Annotated in this window: 13 protein-coding genes, 1 other RNA gene and 1 pseudogene; 9 read left to right on the plus strand and 6 right to left on the minus strand. The window is 39.8% G+C overall.

The features are described from left to right. Nucleotides 1-56 precede the first annotated feature (56 nt). Both pepP and FD716_RS12905 read right to left on the minus strand, forming a co-directional pair. Complete coding sequence (gene pepP, locus FD716_RS12900) at nucleotides 57-1373, minus strand: Xaa-Pro aminopeptidase (RefSeq protein ID WP_139852714.1); 1317 nt, start codon at nucleotides 1371-1373, stop codon at nucleotides 57-59. A gap of 97 nt (nucleotides 1374-1470) precedes the next feature. Next, nucleotides 1471-2097 (minus strand): UPF0149 family protein, encoded by a 627-nt coding sequence (locus tag FD716_RS12905; protein WP_139852715.1) that lies wholly within the window; start codon nucleotides 2095-2097, stop codon nucleotides 1471-1473. Nucleotides 2098-2162: 65 nt separating this feature from the next. Between FD716_RS12905 and FD716_RS12910 the strand changes: the two genes are divergently transcribed. The 3 genes from FD716_RS12910 to ssrS all read left to right on the plus strand — a co-directional run bounded on the left by FD716_RS12910 (nucleotide 2163) and on the right by ssrS (nucleotide 3286). Beyond that, nucleotides 2163-2714 (plus strand): hypothetical protein, encoded by a 552-nt coding sequence (locus tag FD716_RS12910; protein WP_139852716.1) that lies wholly within the window; start codon nucleotides 2163-2165, stop codon nucleotides 2712-2714. 2 nt (nucleotides 2715-2716) lie between these two features. Next, on the plus strand, nucleotides 2717-3001 hold the full coding sequence (locus FD716_RS12915) for a cell division protein ZapA (protein ID WP_139852717.1): 285 nt from the start codon (nucleotides 2717-2719) through the stop codon (nucleotides 2999-3001). Nucleotides 3002-3101: 100 nt separating this feature from the next. Further along, nucleotides 3102-3286, plus strand: a non-coding RNA gene (ssrS, locus tag FD716_RS12920) — 6S RNA. A 109-nt stretch (nucleotides 3287-3395) separates the two neighbouring features. Here the strand turns inward: ssrS and FD716_RS12925 are convergent. After that, complete coding sequence (locus tag FD716_RS12925) at nucleotides 3396-4802, minus strand: methylenetetrahydrofolate reductase C-terminal domain-containing protein (RefSeq protein ID WP_139852718.1); 1407 nt, start codon at nucleotides 4800-4802, stop codon at nucleotides 3396-3398. A 106-nt stretch (nucleotides 4803-4908) separates the two neighbouring features. On the opposite strand from FD716_RS12925, the pseudogene FD716_RS12930 reads away from it, so the two are divergent. Together FD716_RS12930 and FD716_RS12935 are read left to right on the plus strand one after the other, a co-directional pair. Continuing rightward, nucleotides 4909-5073 (plus strand): annotated as a pseudogene (locus FD716_RS12930) (tannase/feruloyl esterase family alpha/beta hydrolase); the annotation flags it as partial. A gap of 565 nt (nucleotides 5074-5638) precedes the next feature. Then, on the plus strand, nucleotides 5639-6811 hold the full coding sequence (locus FD716_RS12935) for a TonB-dependent receptor (protein ID WP_139852720.1): 1173 nt from the start codon (nucleotides 5639-5641) through the stop codon (nucleotides 6809-6811). 55 nt (nucleotides 6812-6866) lie between these two features. Here FD716_RS12935 and FD716_RS12940 read toward each other — a convergent pair whose 3' ends face one another. The 3 genes from FD716_RS12940 to FD716_RS12950 form a co-directional block, all read right to left on the minus strand. Beyond that, nucleotides 6867-7823 (minus strand): 3-hydroxyacyl-CoA dehydrogenase NAD-binding domain-containing protein, encoded by a 957-nt coding sequence (locus FD716_RS12940; RefSeq protein WP_139852721.1) that lies wholly within the window; start codon nucleotides 7821-7823, stop codon nucleotides 6867-6869. 154 nt (nucleotides 7824-7977) lie between these two features. Continuing rightward, nucleotides 7978-8763, minus strand: a complete 786-nt coding sequence (locus FD716_RS12945) for a 3-hydroxybutyrate dehydrogenase (RefSeq protein WP_139852722.1) — start codon at nucleotides 8761-8763, stop codon at nucleotides 7978-7980. 35 nt (nucleotides 8764-8798) lie between these two features. Continuing rightward, nucleotides 8799-10223, minus strand: a complete 1425-nt coding sequence (locus FD716_RS12950) for a GntP family permease (RefSeq protein ID WP_139852723.1) — start codon at nucleotides 10221-10223, stop codon at nucleotides 8799-8801. Between the two features lie 733 nt (nucleotides 10224-10956). On the opposite strand from FD716_RS12950, the gene FD716_RS12955 reads away from it, so the two are divergent. From FD716_RS12955 to FD716_RS12970, 4 genes are all read left to right on the plus strand, one after another. Next, nucleotides 10957-11577 carry a 5-formyltetrahydrofolate cyclo-ligase gene (locus FD716_RS12955; RefSeq protein WP_139852724.1) on the plus strand — a complete coding sequence of 207 codons (621 nt, stop codon included), beginning with the start codon at nucleotides 10957-10959 and terminating at the stop codon, nucleotides 11575-11577. Between the two features lie 123 nt (nucleotides 11578-11700). Beyond that, nucleotides 11701-14127 (plus strand): endopeptidase La, encoded by a 2427-nt coding sequence (gene lon / locus FD716_RS12960; protein ID WP_139852725.1) that lies wholly within the window; start codon nucleotides 11701-11703, stop codon nucleotides 14125-14127. 382 nt (nucleotides 14128-14509) lie between these two features. After that, a complete protein-coding gene (rlmH, locus tag FD716_RS12965; protein WP_139852726.1) occupies nucleotides 14510-14992 on the plus strand; it encodes a 23S rRNA (pseudouridine(1915)-N(3))-methyltransferase RlmH in 483 nt (160 codons plus the stop codon). Between the two features lie 112 nt (nucleotides 14993-15104). Then, nucleotides 15105-15881, plus strand: a complete 777-nt coding sequence (locus FD716_RS12970; RefSeq protein WP_139852727.1) for a dioxygenase family protein — start codon at nucleotides 15105-15107, stop codon at nucleotides 15879-15881. Nucleotides 15882-15956 lie beyond the last annotated feature (75 nt).

Consider the following 15956-nt stretch of genomic DNA (forward strand, 5'->3'; position numbering starts at 1 on the left):
TGAAAGAACACTCCACTACTGAATTTATGCAAATTTCTGCGACAAATCGACTATTTTTACAGTGCTTCTGCCATAAGTTGCTCAATCTGCTCAATCGACTTCACAACATTTGCAGTTAAGACCCGTGGTCCAGTTGTGGTTACAAGCACATCATCTTCAATGCGAATACCAATACCACGCCATTTTTCATCCACCGTTTCATCATCGGGCGCAATATAAAGTCCTGGTTCAATTGTCACAACCATTCCAGCTTCATAACAACGTTGTCCTGTGGCTGTCTGGTACGCGCCAACGTCATGCACATCCATACCTAACCAATGCCCAGTTCCATGCATATAAAATTGTGTATAACTTTCCGTCGCAAGAATCTGTTCGAGATCCCCTTGCATAATGCCGAGCGCCAATAAGCCTTCGACCAAAATGCGTACAGCAACATGATGTGGCTGTTTAAAAGGTTGTCCCAATTGCACAGCCTCAATTGCCGCAAGTTGTGCATTTAAGATCAATTGATACAGTGCTTTTTGTTCAGGATTAAAACGGCCATTTACAGGGAATGTCCGTGTGATATCCGATGCATAACATTGATATTCACATGCAGCATCAATGAGGACCAAATCACCATCTTTTAATACTTGATTATTTTCAACGTAATGTAAAATACACGCATTGGCACCACCACCAACAATACTGTTATAAGCAGGCACACAACCTTGTTTTCCAAAGACATAATTTAATTCTGCTTCCAAAGCATATTCCATCATACCTGGACGTACCTGTTGCATTGCACGGGTATGTGCCTCTGCACTAATATCAGCAGCGATTTGCATCAATGCGATTTCAGCTTCGGATTTATATAGGCGCATTTCATCTAAAATTTGATCGAGCTGCATTAATATTGCAGGTGCATTTTGCCCACGGCTTTGTTTAGCCTGTGTGTACCACCCACTAATACGTGCATCGAAATCGGCGCTTTCGCCCACACGGTAAAATAATTTATTTTTATTCCGTATCTTATCGACGATTTCTTCATCAAGTAAATCAATTGCATAAGCTTCATCAGCTTCATATTGATCAATCGCACCATCAATTCCAGCACGATAACCATTCCAAATTTCCATTTCACGATTTCGCTCGCGACAGAATAAACTGTAGCTATATTCAGCAACGCTCTCAAAAGTTTCGATCACTGCAACGGCTTCGGGCTCTGCAAAACCCGTTAAATAAAAGAAGCTGCTGTCTGCCCTGAATTTATAGTCAGCGTCACGATTTCGCATCACTACTGGGCTAGTCGAAATAATGGCAATACTGTTTGGCCCCATACTTTTGGCTAAACGGTCACGCCGTTGCTGAAACTCAACTTGAGCTAATTTCATGATAATTCTGCTTTAATTCCAATAGTTCGATAAAAATGCCGATAAAATTAAATCTATGGTGGCTCAGCGCTCTCGCCAAACCACCATTTTAATCGCTTTAACTTGGTCGATCTGGGGTAAACATTTCTACAATCTGATCACTTTTGGCTTCGCTGCGCTGTGTTTTCTGCTGAAAATGATGTAACAACGAGCTTTCACTTACAGGAACTTTTTTTCGCCCCAAAGACAAAGAAATCGGAATCAAACGTACGAATTCATACAGTTCTTGATAGCTGATCTCACCTTCTTCATCATCATCTGATTCTTCGAATTCAACCGCAGCAACATCTTGTAAATGCTCGATTAACTCTTGCTCATTACTGCGAATATGTCCTGATGCCAAACCAAACCCAAGCACCACACCTGCACACCAATCGGCCAAAGCATCAACGCGCTTAACCAGTAAATGTTCATCATCTGGAAGCATTGGAAGATAATCTAATTCATCTTCTGCAAGCGCATGTGATACATCTTCTGCTTCTGCAGTCAGCATCGCCAATGCTTCTTCTTGCATCGGTGGCACATTTAGCGTGGAGAAAATTTGCAGCCACTCATCGCGGGTCGGCGCATCAGTAACACAAACTATACCTGTTAGCAGGCCATGTAACTCACTAGGGCTTGAAATTTCATCAATACCGCTGAAATTCTGGTTCCAATCTAACCAACCTGAAATATCGTCTTGCATTCGTTTATCCAATCTCTATACTTCTTGTTATATTACCTTTGATTGCTACTCTGTGCGACCATCTTATGCTAGAACAACTACAGCGTTTACAGACGCATTTTGGTGTTTTAAAAAATCAGTTAAAACATTTCCAAGATGAAAATAAATTACTGTTGAAAGAAAAAGTAGACAGTGATGAGCAAATGCATGCTCAAATCACACAGAAAAACAGTGTGATAACGCAGACACAAGATCAAGTTGATAACTTAAATGAACAACTTGGTCATGTTCAAAATCAATTCCAAACCTTAAATGTCGATGCAACAGCACTCGCAGAACGTTATAGCCGTTTGGAGAAAAGTTGTACTGATTTAAAGAATCGCTTTCAGGAAATTTTATCTGAGCGTAACGAACTACGCCTATTTAAAGAGAAGATGTTAAGCGAACAACGTCATGCGCAGCAAGAAATTCAAAACTTACAAAAAGAACGAGAGCGTTTAATTCAGAAAAATGATCATGCCAAAGCCAAAGTAGAAGCCATTATCCAACGATTGGCTGTACTAGGGACTGAACAAGATCATCATGCACAAGAAATTCAACAGCTTGCGCACCCATCTGAAAATCATGAGGAAGCTTAATCATGTCTGAGCAAGTGATTGTTGAATTACGCATTAACGAACAGCCTTTTCGCCTTTCTACCACCTCAAGTAAAAAAGCGGATTTAGAGCGCGCAGCAGAACTACTCAATGAGAAGTTTCACGACTTTCGCCGTAAAGCCCCCAATATTGAACATAATAAGTTGATTCTCATGGTGGCACTGGAACTTATGCAAGAAGTTCTGACCATGAACAAATCATTACAAGAGTATTCACACTGCGAACGCTTATTAAGCGACATATTGGAAGATGTTGAAAAAGTGGTTTAAACCGCTTTTTCTTTGTGCAAATAACACCAATAATGCAGTGCTTTTAATTTAAATAAAGCGTATATCATTTGCCAAATACCAGAGTTTGGTTATACTTAAGATCACTCTAGGATGTTCGCCAGCGGGTCAAATTCCCCTGAGCCGATATTTATATCTTAGGATTGCGTTCTGCATATTTTGAGCGTATGCCTGCCTTGTGTGGGAAACCTAGCAAGTATGCGTCGCGTCCACCTTGAACTTTAGGGTTCAAGGGTAATGACATGCAGCGGCATCATTGGAGTGATCTTATTCTGAATCATTACAAAAGATAAAAGCTCATTCAGCTTCAATTAATTTCTTGCCAAATTATTTAATAAATAAACTATTCAGTTTTCGCATCAAAGCTTATTCAAAATTAATCCGTCTGTGTCGCCAAATACCAGTTTTTCCATGAACTACTTCCACGTATTTCAATGGGTACAGTGGGTATCAATACTGTTTGTAAAATATCCGTTTGTTTGACCGCTTTGGCCAAGCGTGCTTTGACAGAATGAATGCATTCTCGATCACCAAATTCACAGCGATCTAGCGTCGTCCCTCCACAAGGACCATTGGCCAACCCTTTCGGGCAAGTTTCTGGACAGACATATAAAGTTTCAGCCAAACGACATTGACCACAGGTTTCACAGCCAACGATTGCATGCTTACTGATATATTCAAGTTTAAGCAAAAGCTTATTGGTGAAGCTCTGACTCCAAATCGGTGCACGGAATACAAAGGCACCCACACCACGCGCCAATTTGGCATTAAACAAAAGCTTGTGCATCAGCTGCAAATGTTGATGTTTGATGACTTGGTACTGCGATGCGCTGGTAGCAGCATCAATAATTTCTGGATAAAATGCAGTTTCTGATTTGAGTTGCCAAAGTTCATTCCATAAGGCTTCACAGGCACCCAAATCCATAGACTGGTATTGTTCAATATACTGTGCCAATTTTGCTTGTTCTTCAGGCTTATGACATGCCGACAGATGCACACCTGCAAAACCAAGATGCTTGCACATTAAAATCTGCAATGCACAACGCCGATATGAATTATCTCGTTGATTATGTTTATTATTACTGTGCTCTTGCGTCAATATGGACAACATATGCGCTGTGATCACAATACCTGCCACTTGCTGCTTTAGCATAAACTGGGCACGCGGCAAGGTTAGTGGCATGACACAGGCCAAAATTTTCTGTGGATATTGATGTTCTGCCAAAAATGCTTTTGCCTGTTTTAATGCTGATAAATCAAAACCTAACTGAGTAATGATAAAATCAGCACCCGCTTTAATCTTCTTCTCTAACTTAAAATACTGCGCGTCTTTTTCTGCTTCCGTATATTTAAACGGATTTAATGCAACGCCAACTGCAAAGCTATGCCGTTGCTTGGCTGCCATCACCGCATTCACAGATTCTAAGTAACGACTGCGAGGGTTGACTGCATCACCATACTGATGTTGTTTAAGCTTATCACCAGTAACTAATAATAAGTTGTACTGCCCTGCAAGTTCTGCCTGGTCGAGAAACCGTTCAAAATCTTTAATATCTCGGCCTTTACCAGAGAAATGTAGCACTTTCTCTGGCTGTGCTGGATAGGAGGCTAAAGCGTGTAAGGGCGCAATATCCTCATCCGTATGCACCCGATCCGCCAAGGTCATACAGGCAGGAAAGCCTGCAAATTCAGTTTTTACTGGAAACCGTCCTTTAATCGAGGTGAGGTATTCAACCAATACACAAAATTGATTCTGAGCAAAATACTGTGTGAGTTCAGACATAAATGAGAGGAAATCGAAAAGATTATTTAAAAAGCGTGCTGCAGTATAGAGGATTACATGGCAGACTCAAACTCTGCGGATTTTAACGATTTAAAGTCAGTGGACCATTGCCTCAGCACGTGGAGTGGGTAATTTAAGTGGAGCAATAAATACGGAACTTCCTACAGATTGGGCAGTTGATCGTACTCGTCCACTGTGCCCTTATCCACGCATTGCACGCTACAACGGTCAAGGTGATAGCGAAAAAGCTGAGAACTTTAGTTGCCGTTAAATATTGATAAATAACACATAAGGAGTAACTCCTGCTCCTTATTGCATGAGTGTAAAGTGCCAATAACGATTACCTTTGAAATTGATTTAAATATACCTACTGTAATGACCTCCTTTACTTTTATGCCTCCATGTCATTCTTTCGAACCGTGAACTCTCGGTCTCAGCATGCTTTTTCAATTCAATAAAAAATATCGGAACCTTAGATCACTTTTATTTGATCAGGCAAAGCCTAAGCCAATTGAGTATTACGTCTTTTGCTCTAGTCATACTCATTGCATTCAAGTTTTCATCACACAGGATGTTTTTCTATTTGAAGGCTGGAAAACTCAAAGAAAAAAGGGAATGCCACTACAACTTATTTTCTTAGTTAAATCATTAACTTGCTCGTGCTTTATTCAAAAAATTAGTTGAATATGAACGCATGCTTTTTAAATTTACTCTTAAAAATAAGCGTATAGAGCAAATAATTTTCAAAACTATTTGTCAATTTATCTGGCTAAACCCAAGCGAGCAAAAAAGTAATCAGGATTATTACTCAAATCAAAGTATTAAGGACAATGAATATGTATCAAATAAAACGCAATACATTTTTTTTAGGAGCATGTCTTGCCACATTTATAGCATCACCTGTATTTGCTAAAGAGCTTTCGATTGGTAATGCAGACTCTGATCTAGGAAAACTGGCATTTTCTGGTTGGTTAAGGGCAAATATTCAAGATAAAGATTATTCAGATGATGATCATAAACTCAAGTTTGATGCTGCAAAAATCGCAATTAAATATGATGCTAACCGTTTCTTTGGCAATTTTGAGTATCGATGCTATCAATTCGATACCCTATGTGACTTTTCAACATTAGTGAATGCCAATATTGGCTATAAATTTAATTCAGATCATAAATTAACGGTTGGTGTTCAGGATATCCCTTTTGGTCCTGGTCGCGGTTGGTCAACCAATTGGTATGGTGGTATTTTAGTCAATGCTGGTCTCGAGGATGTTCATAATCTAGGGTTTAATTTTCAATCTAATCTTACCGATAGCACCAAAATTGATCTTGCTTACTTTATACGTGATGCGGGTAACTATATTGGTAATAGTAAGGATTCTTCAAGATATACCGCAAATTTTGTGAAGTCCAACAATCCTGCTGATACTTCGTTGGTAGAGAAGAACATGTTTATTGCACGTATTGACCAACAAATTCCACTTAATATTGAAGATTTCAAATTAAGCTTAGGCGGGTCCTATTGGCATTCGCAACTCGATAATAAAACCGATGCGGAGACAGGGAATCGTAAGAGTTGGGCATTTTTTTCACGTGCAAAATATAAAGACTTTAATCTGAGTCTGACTGGCGGTAAAAATAAGGTCAGTAATAAAGATCCACGACATCCTGATTATTCAGTCGTTGGCTCTTTTGATAGCACATATAATGTTGCAAATAACGCAGATTTTTATACTGTCGACTTGAACTATGTCTATCAAGATCCAAATAGTCGATATAGCTTAACACCTTACCTCACCTATTCGCTCTATAAAAAGAATGTTGCAGCATACAAAGACTCGACGCGAAATGTCATCGGTGCACAATTGGATGTGAAACAGTTTTCAGTTGCAGCAGAATATATTATTGGTAAAAATGATCCATTTATCAACGGCTCAGCTAACTCTCTCACGACTGGTGATGATAATCAAAACAATAAAATGTTAAATCTTCTGCTGTTTTATAATTTCTAGTCTATTCGAGTGGATCATTAGCGCAATGATCCACTTATTCAACACCGACATAATCTTAGGGAAGATCCATTTTTTTACGCATTTTTAATATATCCAGCAAAGCTGTATCACGTAGTGACTGCAGATCTTTATCGCCCAACTTGCTTATAAATTTCTCAGTTTCCTCACTCAGTAGCTCAATTTTTTCTTCAGATAAAGTATAGGCATGCATATCCGCCCACCATTCACTCATTGGTCCACCTAAATGATGCATCGCAGCTTTAAAGCCCTGTTGATTGGCCAATTGCATATTCAGATAGGGACCAAAAATCGCCCAACGTAAACCGGGTCCATTGCTAATTGCAATATCAATATCTTCAGCACTACAGACCCCTTCAGAAACCAGATAAAAGGCTTCTCGCCAAATCGCAGATTGCAGCCGATTTGCCACATGCCCTTTCACTTCTTTATGGATCAAAATCGGTTTTTTACCTAATTTTTGATAAAAATCAAAAGCATCTTTGATATAGCGCTGATCGGTTTTTTCACCGCCAATAATTTCAACCAGTGGCAATAAATGTGGTGGATTAAAAGGATGTCCGAGTACAATTCGCTCTGGGTGCAGACAATTATTTTGAATATCTGATATTTTCAAACCAGATGAGCTTGAAGCAACAATCGTATCTTCTGGACAATTTTGTGTGATTTGTGCATATAAATCTTGCTTAAGATCAATTCGTTCTGGACCATTCTCTTGAATAAAGTCAGCATCTTTAACGGCATCAATTAAATTATTAAAAAAGACCAATTTTTTTAAAGTGTCGGCAACATGATCGACTGTATCTTTATCGCATGCTTGATCCAGTTCAATTAAGTCTAATAAATAAGTTTGCACTCTATTGCGTAAATTGACTTCTGCATCCGGTGCAGGGTCAAATGCATTCACTTGAAAGCCTTTATTTAAGTAGAATGCTGCCCAACTGGCACCAATCACACCTGTGCCAACAATGGCAACTTTTTTAATTTGTTTCATGACATAAATCCTATGACACAGTGAAATAGATTGATTTTCTTACCTCATCTAGATAAATAAATAGGCGGCATACGCCACCTATTTATATGAAATTCACTCGATATAATGTGATTTTAATCGTATCAACTGATCGCCAATACAATTTCAGTGCAGCTTATTGAACGGTATAACCGCCATCCATAACCACGGCTTGACCAGTTACGCCACCAGCCTTATCACTTGCCAAGAAAATAGCGTAGTCCGCAATTTCTTCAACGCTCAGTAAACGCTTCTGGGGCACCATTGCTAAAATCACATCTTCTAATGCACTGGCTTCACTAACATTTCTAGTTTTTGCTAAATCGGCAATTTGCCCACGTACCAATGGCGTATCAACATAACCTGGACATAAAGCATTAACGGTAATACCATCCCGCGCACACTCTAAAGCAGCCACTTTGGTTAAACCAATTACGCCATGCTTGGCACTGTTATAACCTGCCTTACCCGCAAAGCCAATCAAGCCGTTAATTGAAGCCATATTAATCACACGGCCAAACTGCTGCGCTTTCATGATTGGGAATACATGTTTGATACCAACAAAAGAACCCACCAACATCACATTCAATAACTTTTGATAAATCTCTGTTGGAAAATCCTCAATAGCCGCAACATGCTGAAATCCTGCATTATTAATTAGAATATCTAGGCGCCCAAATGTCTGCTGTGTCAATTCAATCGCCGCTTTATAGGCTTGTTCATCCGTCACATCACATGGCGCAGACAAGGCTTCAAAGCCTTCCTGCTTGAATAGCGCTACCGTTTCTGCACATTTGTCGCTATTCATATCTGAAATAACAACTTTTGCACCTTCCTGCGCAAATTTACGGGCGATTTCAAGCCCAATCCCACTGGCTGATCCGGTAATAAATGCAACTTTATTTTTCAGCATCTGACTCATGATCTACTCCATATTTCTATTTTAGAATGACTTTTTTAAACAATACCAAACCAAGTAAATGCGGCAATCACAATAAATACAGCCATCGTTTTTATCAGGGTAATTGCGAAAATATCTTTATAAGACTGCTTGTGAGTTAATCCTGTAACTGCAAGCAAAGTAATCACAGCACCATTATGCGGTAAGGTATCCATCCCGCCTGAAGCCATAGATACAACACGATGCATTACTTCCGGTGGAATCCCCATGGTCAAAATCGCAGCATTATATTGTTCAGCCATTGCACTTAAGGCAATACTCATCCCACCTGAAGCAGAACCGGTTACACCTGCCAAGACGGTTGTTGTCACCGCACCATTCACCAATGGATTCGTAAAAGTATGTCCCAATGCCTGACTAATAATCACAAAGCCGGGTAATGCTGCAATGATTGCCCCAAAACCATATTCAGACGCAGTATTCATTACAGCCAATAAAGAACCACTGATACTGGCATTCACGCCTTCTTTAAAGTTGTTATATACACGGCGAAAATCGTAAAGTATTGCCGTTAAAATTCCGACCATTAAAGCCAAACCGACAGCCCAAATCGCGGAGGTTTTTGCGACATCTACACTATAAGCAGCCAGCCCAATCGCATTAAAATCAAAGCCATTTGGGTACCACTCTTTAATGGCTGTCGATAAATATTTATTGGTCACGGCAACCAAGATCAGCGGAACAAAAGCCAAGAATTGGCGTGCAAATGAACCATTCGATGTTGGGTCAGTTTCTGCATCCAATTGTTGCAACTCTGCCGCAGTCAACGTCACCCCAGATGCATAGCCATCACCATTTCGAGCCGCAACACGACGACGCCATTCCAAATAGCTTAAACCTGCAACCAAAATGAATATTGCACCAATAATCCCCAACATTGGTGCTGCATAAATATTGGTTCCAAAAAATGTCGTTGGGATGACATTTTGGATCTGCGGTGTACCTGGTAAGGCATCCATAGTGAAAGTAAATGCACCTAGAGCGATTGTTCCAGGAATCAAGCGCTTTGGAATATTGGCTTGTCTAAACAATTGGTTTGCAAATGGATAAACAGCAAACACCACCACAAATAAACTCACACCGCTGTAAGTTAAAATTGCGCCCAAAAGCACAACGGTTAACATGGCATTTTTTGAACCGATCAAATTGACAATCGTTTTTGCAATCGATTCAGCAATCCCTGACATTTCAACGACTTTACCAAAGATTGCACCCAGCAAAAACACCAAGAAGTAATCTTTAATAAACCCCACCATCTTCGGCATAAATACGCCTGAATAAAAGGGCAAAACATTTTCTGGATTAATTAGAAATACAGCTAACAAAGCACAAATTGGTGCCATGAGTATTACAGAAAACCCTTTGTAGGCGGTATACATCAACAGCCCAAGAGAGAGTAAAATTACACCCAATTCCCACATATTTTGACTCCATCCTTAAAGAATATATTCCCATCTAACTTTTATATTTCAGGAACATTTCCAATCGACTAATGTTACTAAGTTCAATTCAATATGAACCCCACTGAATTGGCTTATATCAATGTGCATAACAATCACCTTGCACACTTTATGAAACAGCGCATTCACTTCTAATATATTGACGGAACTATACTTCAATTTATCGAGGGTATTATTTGAAAATAATCATCGATTAATAAGAAAAAATAATGAATTAAACTTTATAATCACTAACGGGATGACTCATATGTAATGGATTGCTTTTATTGATTATTGTCAAATCATTTGATTGTTATTGCTTTCACTGGCTCGGCCCTATAAATGGCCACAGCGATATTATGTGCTCAGGCGAAATATAGGATGACTTTTATAAAACAAGTCCGCAGTCTAAAATATTTTTATTTACAAATTAATAGGCAATCAAAACGCTAAAAATTGCTTAATCCACTGTTAATGCAGACTTCACTGTCTATTAAAACCCGACTTGCAATACAAGTTAGACAATTGCTTAAAATTACCACTCAAACTATTGTTGCAATACATTGAACAAGCGATTAATTATTAAATTCACATCCACTATTAAGCGTCTTTGCAGCAGAATTGACCATTAAATGCTATTATTTTTAGCGAAAACACATCTTGTATTCAGTGCAGAAATCATCTGCCACATCCCTTTGGAGCGATTTATTTCAATATGTCAGACCACCCTATTTCGCTCGCTTCACAGCGTAAGCAACTTCGACAGCAACGTCGAAAGCTAACGGTTTTTCAACAAAAACAAGCTGAACGCGCCTGCCTTAGCCAACTGATTCGCTTCCGAGCATTTCAGCAAGCGCAACATATTGGACTGTACTTAGATGCTTTTGGTGAGATTCGAACTCAGCAAATCATCAGCTACTGTTTAAAACATAAGAAAAAAATCTATTTACCTAAAATTTGCTCAATGAACCAACGCTTACTTTGGCATCCCATCAGCTTGCATCAATATCAAGCTCAACGCTTTTCACGACATAAGCTCGGCATGCTAGAACCAATGCAGCATCGGGGAATTGCTGTTTCGAAACTTGATCTACTGATTATGCCGTTATTGGCTTGTGATTCAGTGGGAATGCGTCTTGGCATGGGCGGTGGTTTTTATGACCGTACTCTGGCAACGGCTCCCCAAAAACCATTCCGTTTAGGGCTGGCCCATGACTTTCAATTTTTTCCCGAAGTCTTTCAGGCACAGCGTTGGGATCAAGCATTAGATGCACTACTCTGTCCCTCCAAAATACGTTCATTTAAACGCCACTTACGCTCTACCCAATGTCTTTAGCGTAATCAAGCATAGCTTGATATGCTATTTTTATAATAAAGTTGACTAAAACCCTTGTAATTTTATAAATACACATCACTATTAAAAATATAGCAACACAGCTGTTACTCATTAGGAGTGTCCATGTCTGAAATAATTATGAATGAAAAAGCCTTAGAGCCACAGGTTCCAAGCGTACTCCCACTCTTAGCGTTAAGAGATGTTGTTGTTTATCCGCATATGCAAATTGCGCTTTTTGTTGGTCGTGAAAAATCGATTAAAGCGGTTGATGTAGCGCGGAACAGCGATAACCTCGTCTTTGTCGTTGCTCAAAAAGATTCTTTAACTGAAGAGATTGACCACGACAACCTTTATCAATACGGAACCATTGCCAAGATTGTGCAAGTTGTAAATCATGAAAATGACGAAAATTGCATTAAAGTCTTAATTGAAGGTTTATATCGCGCCAAGTTGGAAAAAATCATTGATGAAAATGATTACCTAACGGCTGAGCATGAATTAAGCCCAATGGTTGTCACGATTGATCAAGAAACTCAGAATACCCGCATCCAAGAATTACGTGCTTTATTTGCACAATATGCTGAAGCGAAATTACGTAATGCACGTGAATTAATTGCTGCAGCCAATAAAATTGAAGATGTGCTGCAACTGCTGTTTTTTGTGGCGACTCGTGTGCCTTTGAACATTGATATTAAACAAAAGTTCTTAGAGCACAATGCGTTTGAAGCCCATTTACAAGAGCTAATGACGTATTTATTGCAACAGTCAGAAGAACAGCAAATTGAACAAACCTTGCATGATTCTGTTAAACGCCAAATGGAAAAAAATCAACGCGAATACTTTCTCAATGAAAAAATGAAAGTGATTCAACGTGAACTTTCTGACATGAATGGTGGTGCAGAAGATGACGTTGCAGAAATTGAAAAACGTCTGCAAGAAGCTGATTTGCCTGAGCATGTTCGAAAAAAAGCAGAAGCTGAATTCCGTAAACTTAAAGCAATGCAACCGGCTTCAAGTGAAGCTGCTGTGGTGCGTAACTATATAGAAGCTATTTTAGATACGCCATGGAATACCGCCAGTAAAGTCAGCATCAACTTGCCAAAAGCGCAAGAGATTTTAGATGCAGATCATTATGGTCTAGACGAAGTTAAACAACGTATTGTTGAATACCTTGCAGTGCAATCACGTGTGAAAAAGCTACGTGGACCGATTCTATGTTTGGTTGGTCCTCCTGGGGTGGGTAAAACCTCACTTGGGGAGTCTATTGCAAAAGCGACTGGACGCGAGTTTGTACGCATGGCCTTAGGCGGTGTGCGTGATGAAGCAGAGATTCGTGGTCACCGCCGTACCTATATTGGTGCGATGCCAGGTAAAATTGTGCAATCACTGACTAAAGTCGGTGTTAAGAATCCGCTGTTCTTGCTCGATGAAATTGACAAGATGGCACAGGATTATCGTGGCGATCCAGCTTCAGCTTTGCTTGAAGTACTTGATCCTTCACAAAACAATAAGTTCAACGATCATTACTTGGATCTTGATTTGGACTTATCAGAAGTCATGTTTATTTGTACTGCAAATAGCATGAATATTCCTGAAGCACTGCTTGACCGTATGGAAGTGATTCGTCTACCGGGTTATACCGAAGATGAAAAAGTCAATATTGCAGATCGTTACCTTGTGCCTAAATCCATTAAAAATAATGGTTTAAAAGCAAAAGAACTGACTGTGCATGAAGAAGCAATTCGTGACATCGTGCGTCGTTATACCCGTGAAGCCGGTGTACGTAGTTTAGAACGCGAACTGTCTAAAATTGCACGTAAAGTGGTAAAAGAAGCGGTCAGCAAAAAAGCCAAAAACTTGCAAGTTGATGTGACTTCAGAGAATCTTCCTGAATATCTTGGTGTGCATAAATTTGACTTCGGTATGGCTGAAGATGAAGCGCAAGTTGGCCGGGTGAATGGTTTGGCTTGGACATCTGTCGGTGGTGAACTACTCACGATTGAAGCAGCAACCATGAAAGGTAAAGGCACCTTCATTACCACCGGTTCTTTAGGTGATGTCATGCAAGAATCCATCAAAGCTGCAATGACCGTGGTTCGTACCCGTGCAGATGAGCTGGGTATTGAGTCTGAACGTTTTGCTGCAACAGATGTACACGTGCATTTACCAGAAGGTGCAACACCGAAAGATGGTCCTTCAGCTGGTTTGGCATTAACGTTGGCTTTGGTTTCTGCGTTTACAGGGATTCCAATTCGTCCAGATATTGCGATGACAGGTGAAACCAATCTCAGTGGCCGTGCAATGCGTATCGGTGGACTAAAAGAGAAACTACTTGCTGCACATCGTGGTGGGATTAAGTTGGTCTTTATTCCACAAGAAAACGTCCGTGACCTTGCTGAGATTCCAGACAATGTCAAAGAAGGCTTAGAAATTAAAGCCGTCAAGAGTATCGATGATATCTTGAAGGTTGCTTTAATCGAACAACCCAAACCATTGGTGAAAGCTCCAATTGTAAAAGCAGTTGGCGCAACCAAAGCGGCACGTCATTAAGCGTTAAAACCTGAATCATCTAATCAAAGAGAGCTTCGGCTCTCTTTATTTTTTTGAGGACTTGTAAAATTTAAAATAATCCCCATGTTTATAGTAAGTGATTTTTTATTTTTAAAGTTTTCAAAGTGAAGTCCAGATTCTCCAGACTGATCTTCACTTGTTCGCAGTCTTAATTCAACTTTAAGACTGCGTTTTTTTATGCGCTAAGCCAAACATCCATACCGACTATTTTCATCCAGTACTGTTCGAATTTCTTCAAATCCAAAACAAAGCACAATGCTTGCATTTTATATTCTCTACAATCCTGTGAAACGGAAAAATCAACGCATCTTATAACTTAATCAAAGCTATAATAGCCAAAAATTATTGATTCGATTTTATTATGAAAATTCGTATTTTAACCATTGGGCAAAAAATGCCAAACTGGGTTATCACTGGTGTTGAAGATTATTTAAAACGTATTCAACCTTTTGTACAAACTCAAATCATCGAACTTCCAATGGCAAAACGCGGAAAAAATGATTCAGAAGCTGATATCTTAAAGTATTGCCAAATCGAAGGTGAAACCATTTTAAGCGCAGTCAAGCCGAATGAAATTCTGATTGCCCTAGAGGTAGGTGGTCGCGAATTCAGCACAGAAAAACTAGCTGATACGATGAAAGATTGGATGCTTGAGGGTCGTGATATTGTCTTGGCAATTGGTGGCCCTGATGGGCACAGTCAAGCAGTTCGCCAAGCGGCTGCATGGCATTGGTCGCTCTCTAAACTGACCCTGCCACATCCCTTGGTACGCGTCATGTTGATTGAACAACTCTATAGAGCAATGACCATTAATCATAATCATCCCTATCATCGCGCAGGTTAAAACCATTTGCCGAGGCGTTGCAATTTTAAAACAGTACGTTGATGCTGACTGGCTTTATTCACCCCCACTTTACTTGCAGAATGACTGTAACGGCTTTATTTAGAGATAAGACATGCAATTACAAACACTTCCGGGATTATTCATTTCCCATGGCTCCCCAATGTTGGCGATTAACCCAGAACAAGTGGGTCCAGCTTTGGAACGTCTTAGCTTGAACTTGCCACAACCTAAAGCGATTGTGGTGATGTCAGCACACTGGGAAAGTGATGCACTTGAAGTCAGTACAGCTGCGCGTCCAGAAACTTGGCACGATTTCAGAGGTTTCCCACAAGAACTCTATGAAATTCGTTACCCTGCCCCTGGACAGCCAGAACTTGCCGAACAAATCTTGCGTATGTTTGCTGATGCTCAACTTAGCGCACATGCAAACAGCACTCGCCCGCGTGACCACGGAGTTTGGACCCCTTTGGTACATATGTACCCAACGGCTGAAATACCCGTAATTGAAATTTCCATTCCACGTCACAGTACAGCACAATCCCTGTATGCCATTGGCCAATGCCTCGCAACATTACGCCAGCAACAAATATTAATCATTGGCTCAGGTAGTATTACCCATAACTTAAGTGAATTGAGCTGGAATGCAGATCAAGCAGTCGTACCCATCTGGGCATCTACTTTTAGAAATACAGTGGTAAGCAAATTAAATAACAGTCAATTTGATGATGTTCTCGATTTCAATACATTGCCCTATCTCAATAAAAATCATCCAAGTTTAGAGCATCTTGCGCCCTTATTTTTTGCAATGGGAACAGGCCCGCGCTTTAGTATTGTGCACAGTAGTTTTTCAATGGGATCATTGGGTATGGATATTTATCGCTTTGACTAACCTAAAATGCTGTAAATGTACAATATTTTTTCAATTCAAATACATTTAAACACTAAAGTAATTCAGTTTCGACAT

Origin of the sequence: Acinetobacter pullicarnis (assembly GCF_006352475.1) — a bacterium.
GTDB lineage: Bacteria > Pseudomonadota > Gammaproteobacteria > Pseudomonadales > Moraxellaceae > Acinetobacter > Acinetobacter pullicarnis.

What these genes read in the sequence shown, in the direction of transcription:
- pepP (WP_139852714.1), bottom strand. Translation starts at nt 1,373, where the DNA reads ATGAAATTAGCTCAAGTTGAGTTTCAGCAACGGCGTGACCGTTTAGCC.
- FD716_RS12905 (WP_139852715.1), bottom strand. Translation starts at nt 2,097, where the DNA reads ATGCAAGACGATATTTCAGGTTGGTTAGATTGGAACCAGAATTTCAGC.
- FD716_RS12910 (WP_139852716.1), top strand. Translation starts at nt 2,163, where the DNA reads ATGCTAGAACAACTACAGCGTTTACAGACGCATTTTGGTGTTTTAAAA.
- FD716_RS12915 (WP_139852717.1), top strand. Translation starts at nt 2,717, where the DNA reads ATGTCTGAGCAAGTGATTGTTGAATTACGCATTAACGAACAGCCTTTT.
- FD716_RS12925 (WP_139852718.1), bottom strand. Translation starts at nt 4,802, where the DNA reads ATGTCTGAACTCACACAGTATTTTGCTCAGAATCAATTTTGTGTATTG.
- FD716_RS12935 (WP_139852720.1), top strand. Translation starts at nt 5,639, where the DNA reads ATGTATCAAATAAAACGCAATACATTTTTTTTAGGAGCATGTCTTGCC.
- FD716_RS12940 (WP_139852721.1), bottom strand. Translation starts at nt 7,823, where the DNA reads ATGAAACAAATTAAAAAAGTTGCCATTGTTGGCACAGGTGTGATTGGT.
- FD716_RS12945 (WP_139852722.1), bottom strand. Translation starts at nt 8,763, where the DNA reads ATGAGTCAGATGCTGAAAAATAAAGTTGCATTTATTACCGGATCAGCC.
- FD716_RS12950 (WP_139852723.1), bottom strand. Translation starts at nt 10,223, where the DNA reads ATGTGGGAATTGGGTGTAATTTTACTCTCTCTTGGGCTGTTGATGTAT.
- FD716_RS12955 (WP_139852724.1), top strand. Translation starts at nt 10,957, where the DNA reads ATGTCAGACCACCCTATTTCGCTCGCTTCACAGCGTAAGCAACTTCGA.
- lon (WP_139852725.1), top strand. Translation starts at nt 11,701, where the DNA reads ATGTCTGAAATAATTATGAATGAAAAAGCCTTAGAGCCACAGGTTCCA.
- rlmH (WP_139852726.1), top strand. Translation starts at nt 14,510, where the DNA reads ATGAAAATTCGTATTTTAACCATTGGGCAAAAAATGCCAAACTGGGTT.
- FD716_RS12970 (WP_139852727.1), top strand. Translation starts at nt 15,105, where the DNA reads ATGCAATTACAAACACTTCCGGGATTATTCATTTCCCATGGCTCCCCA.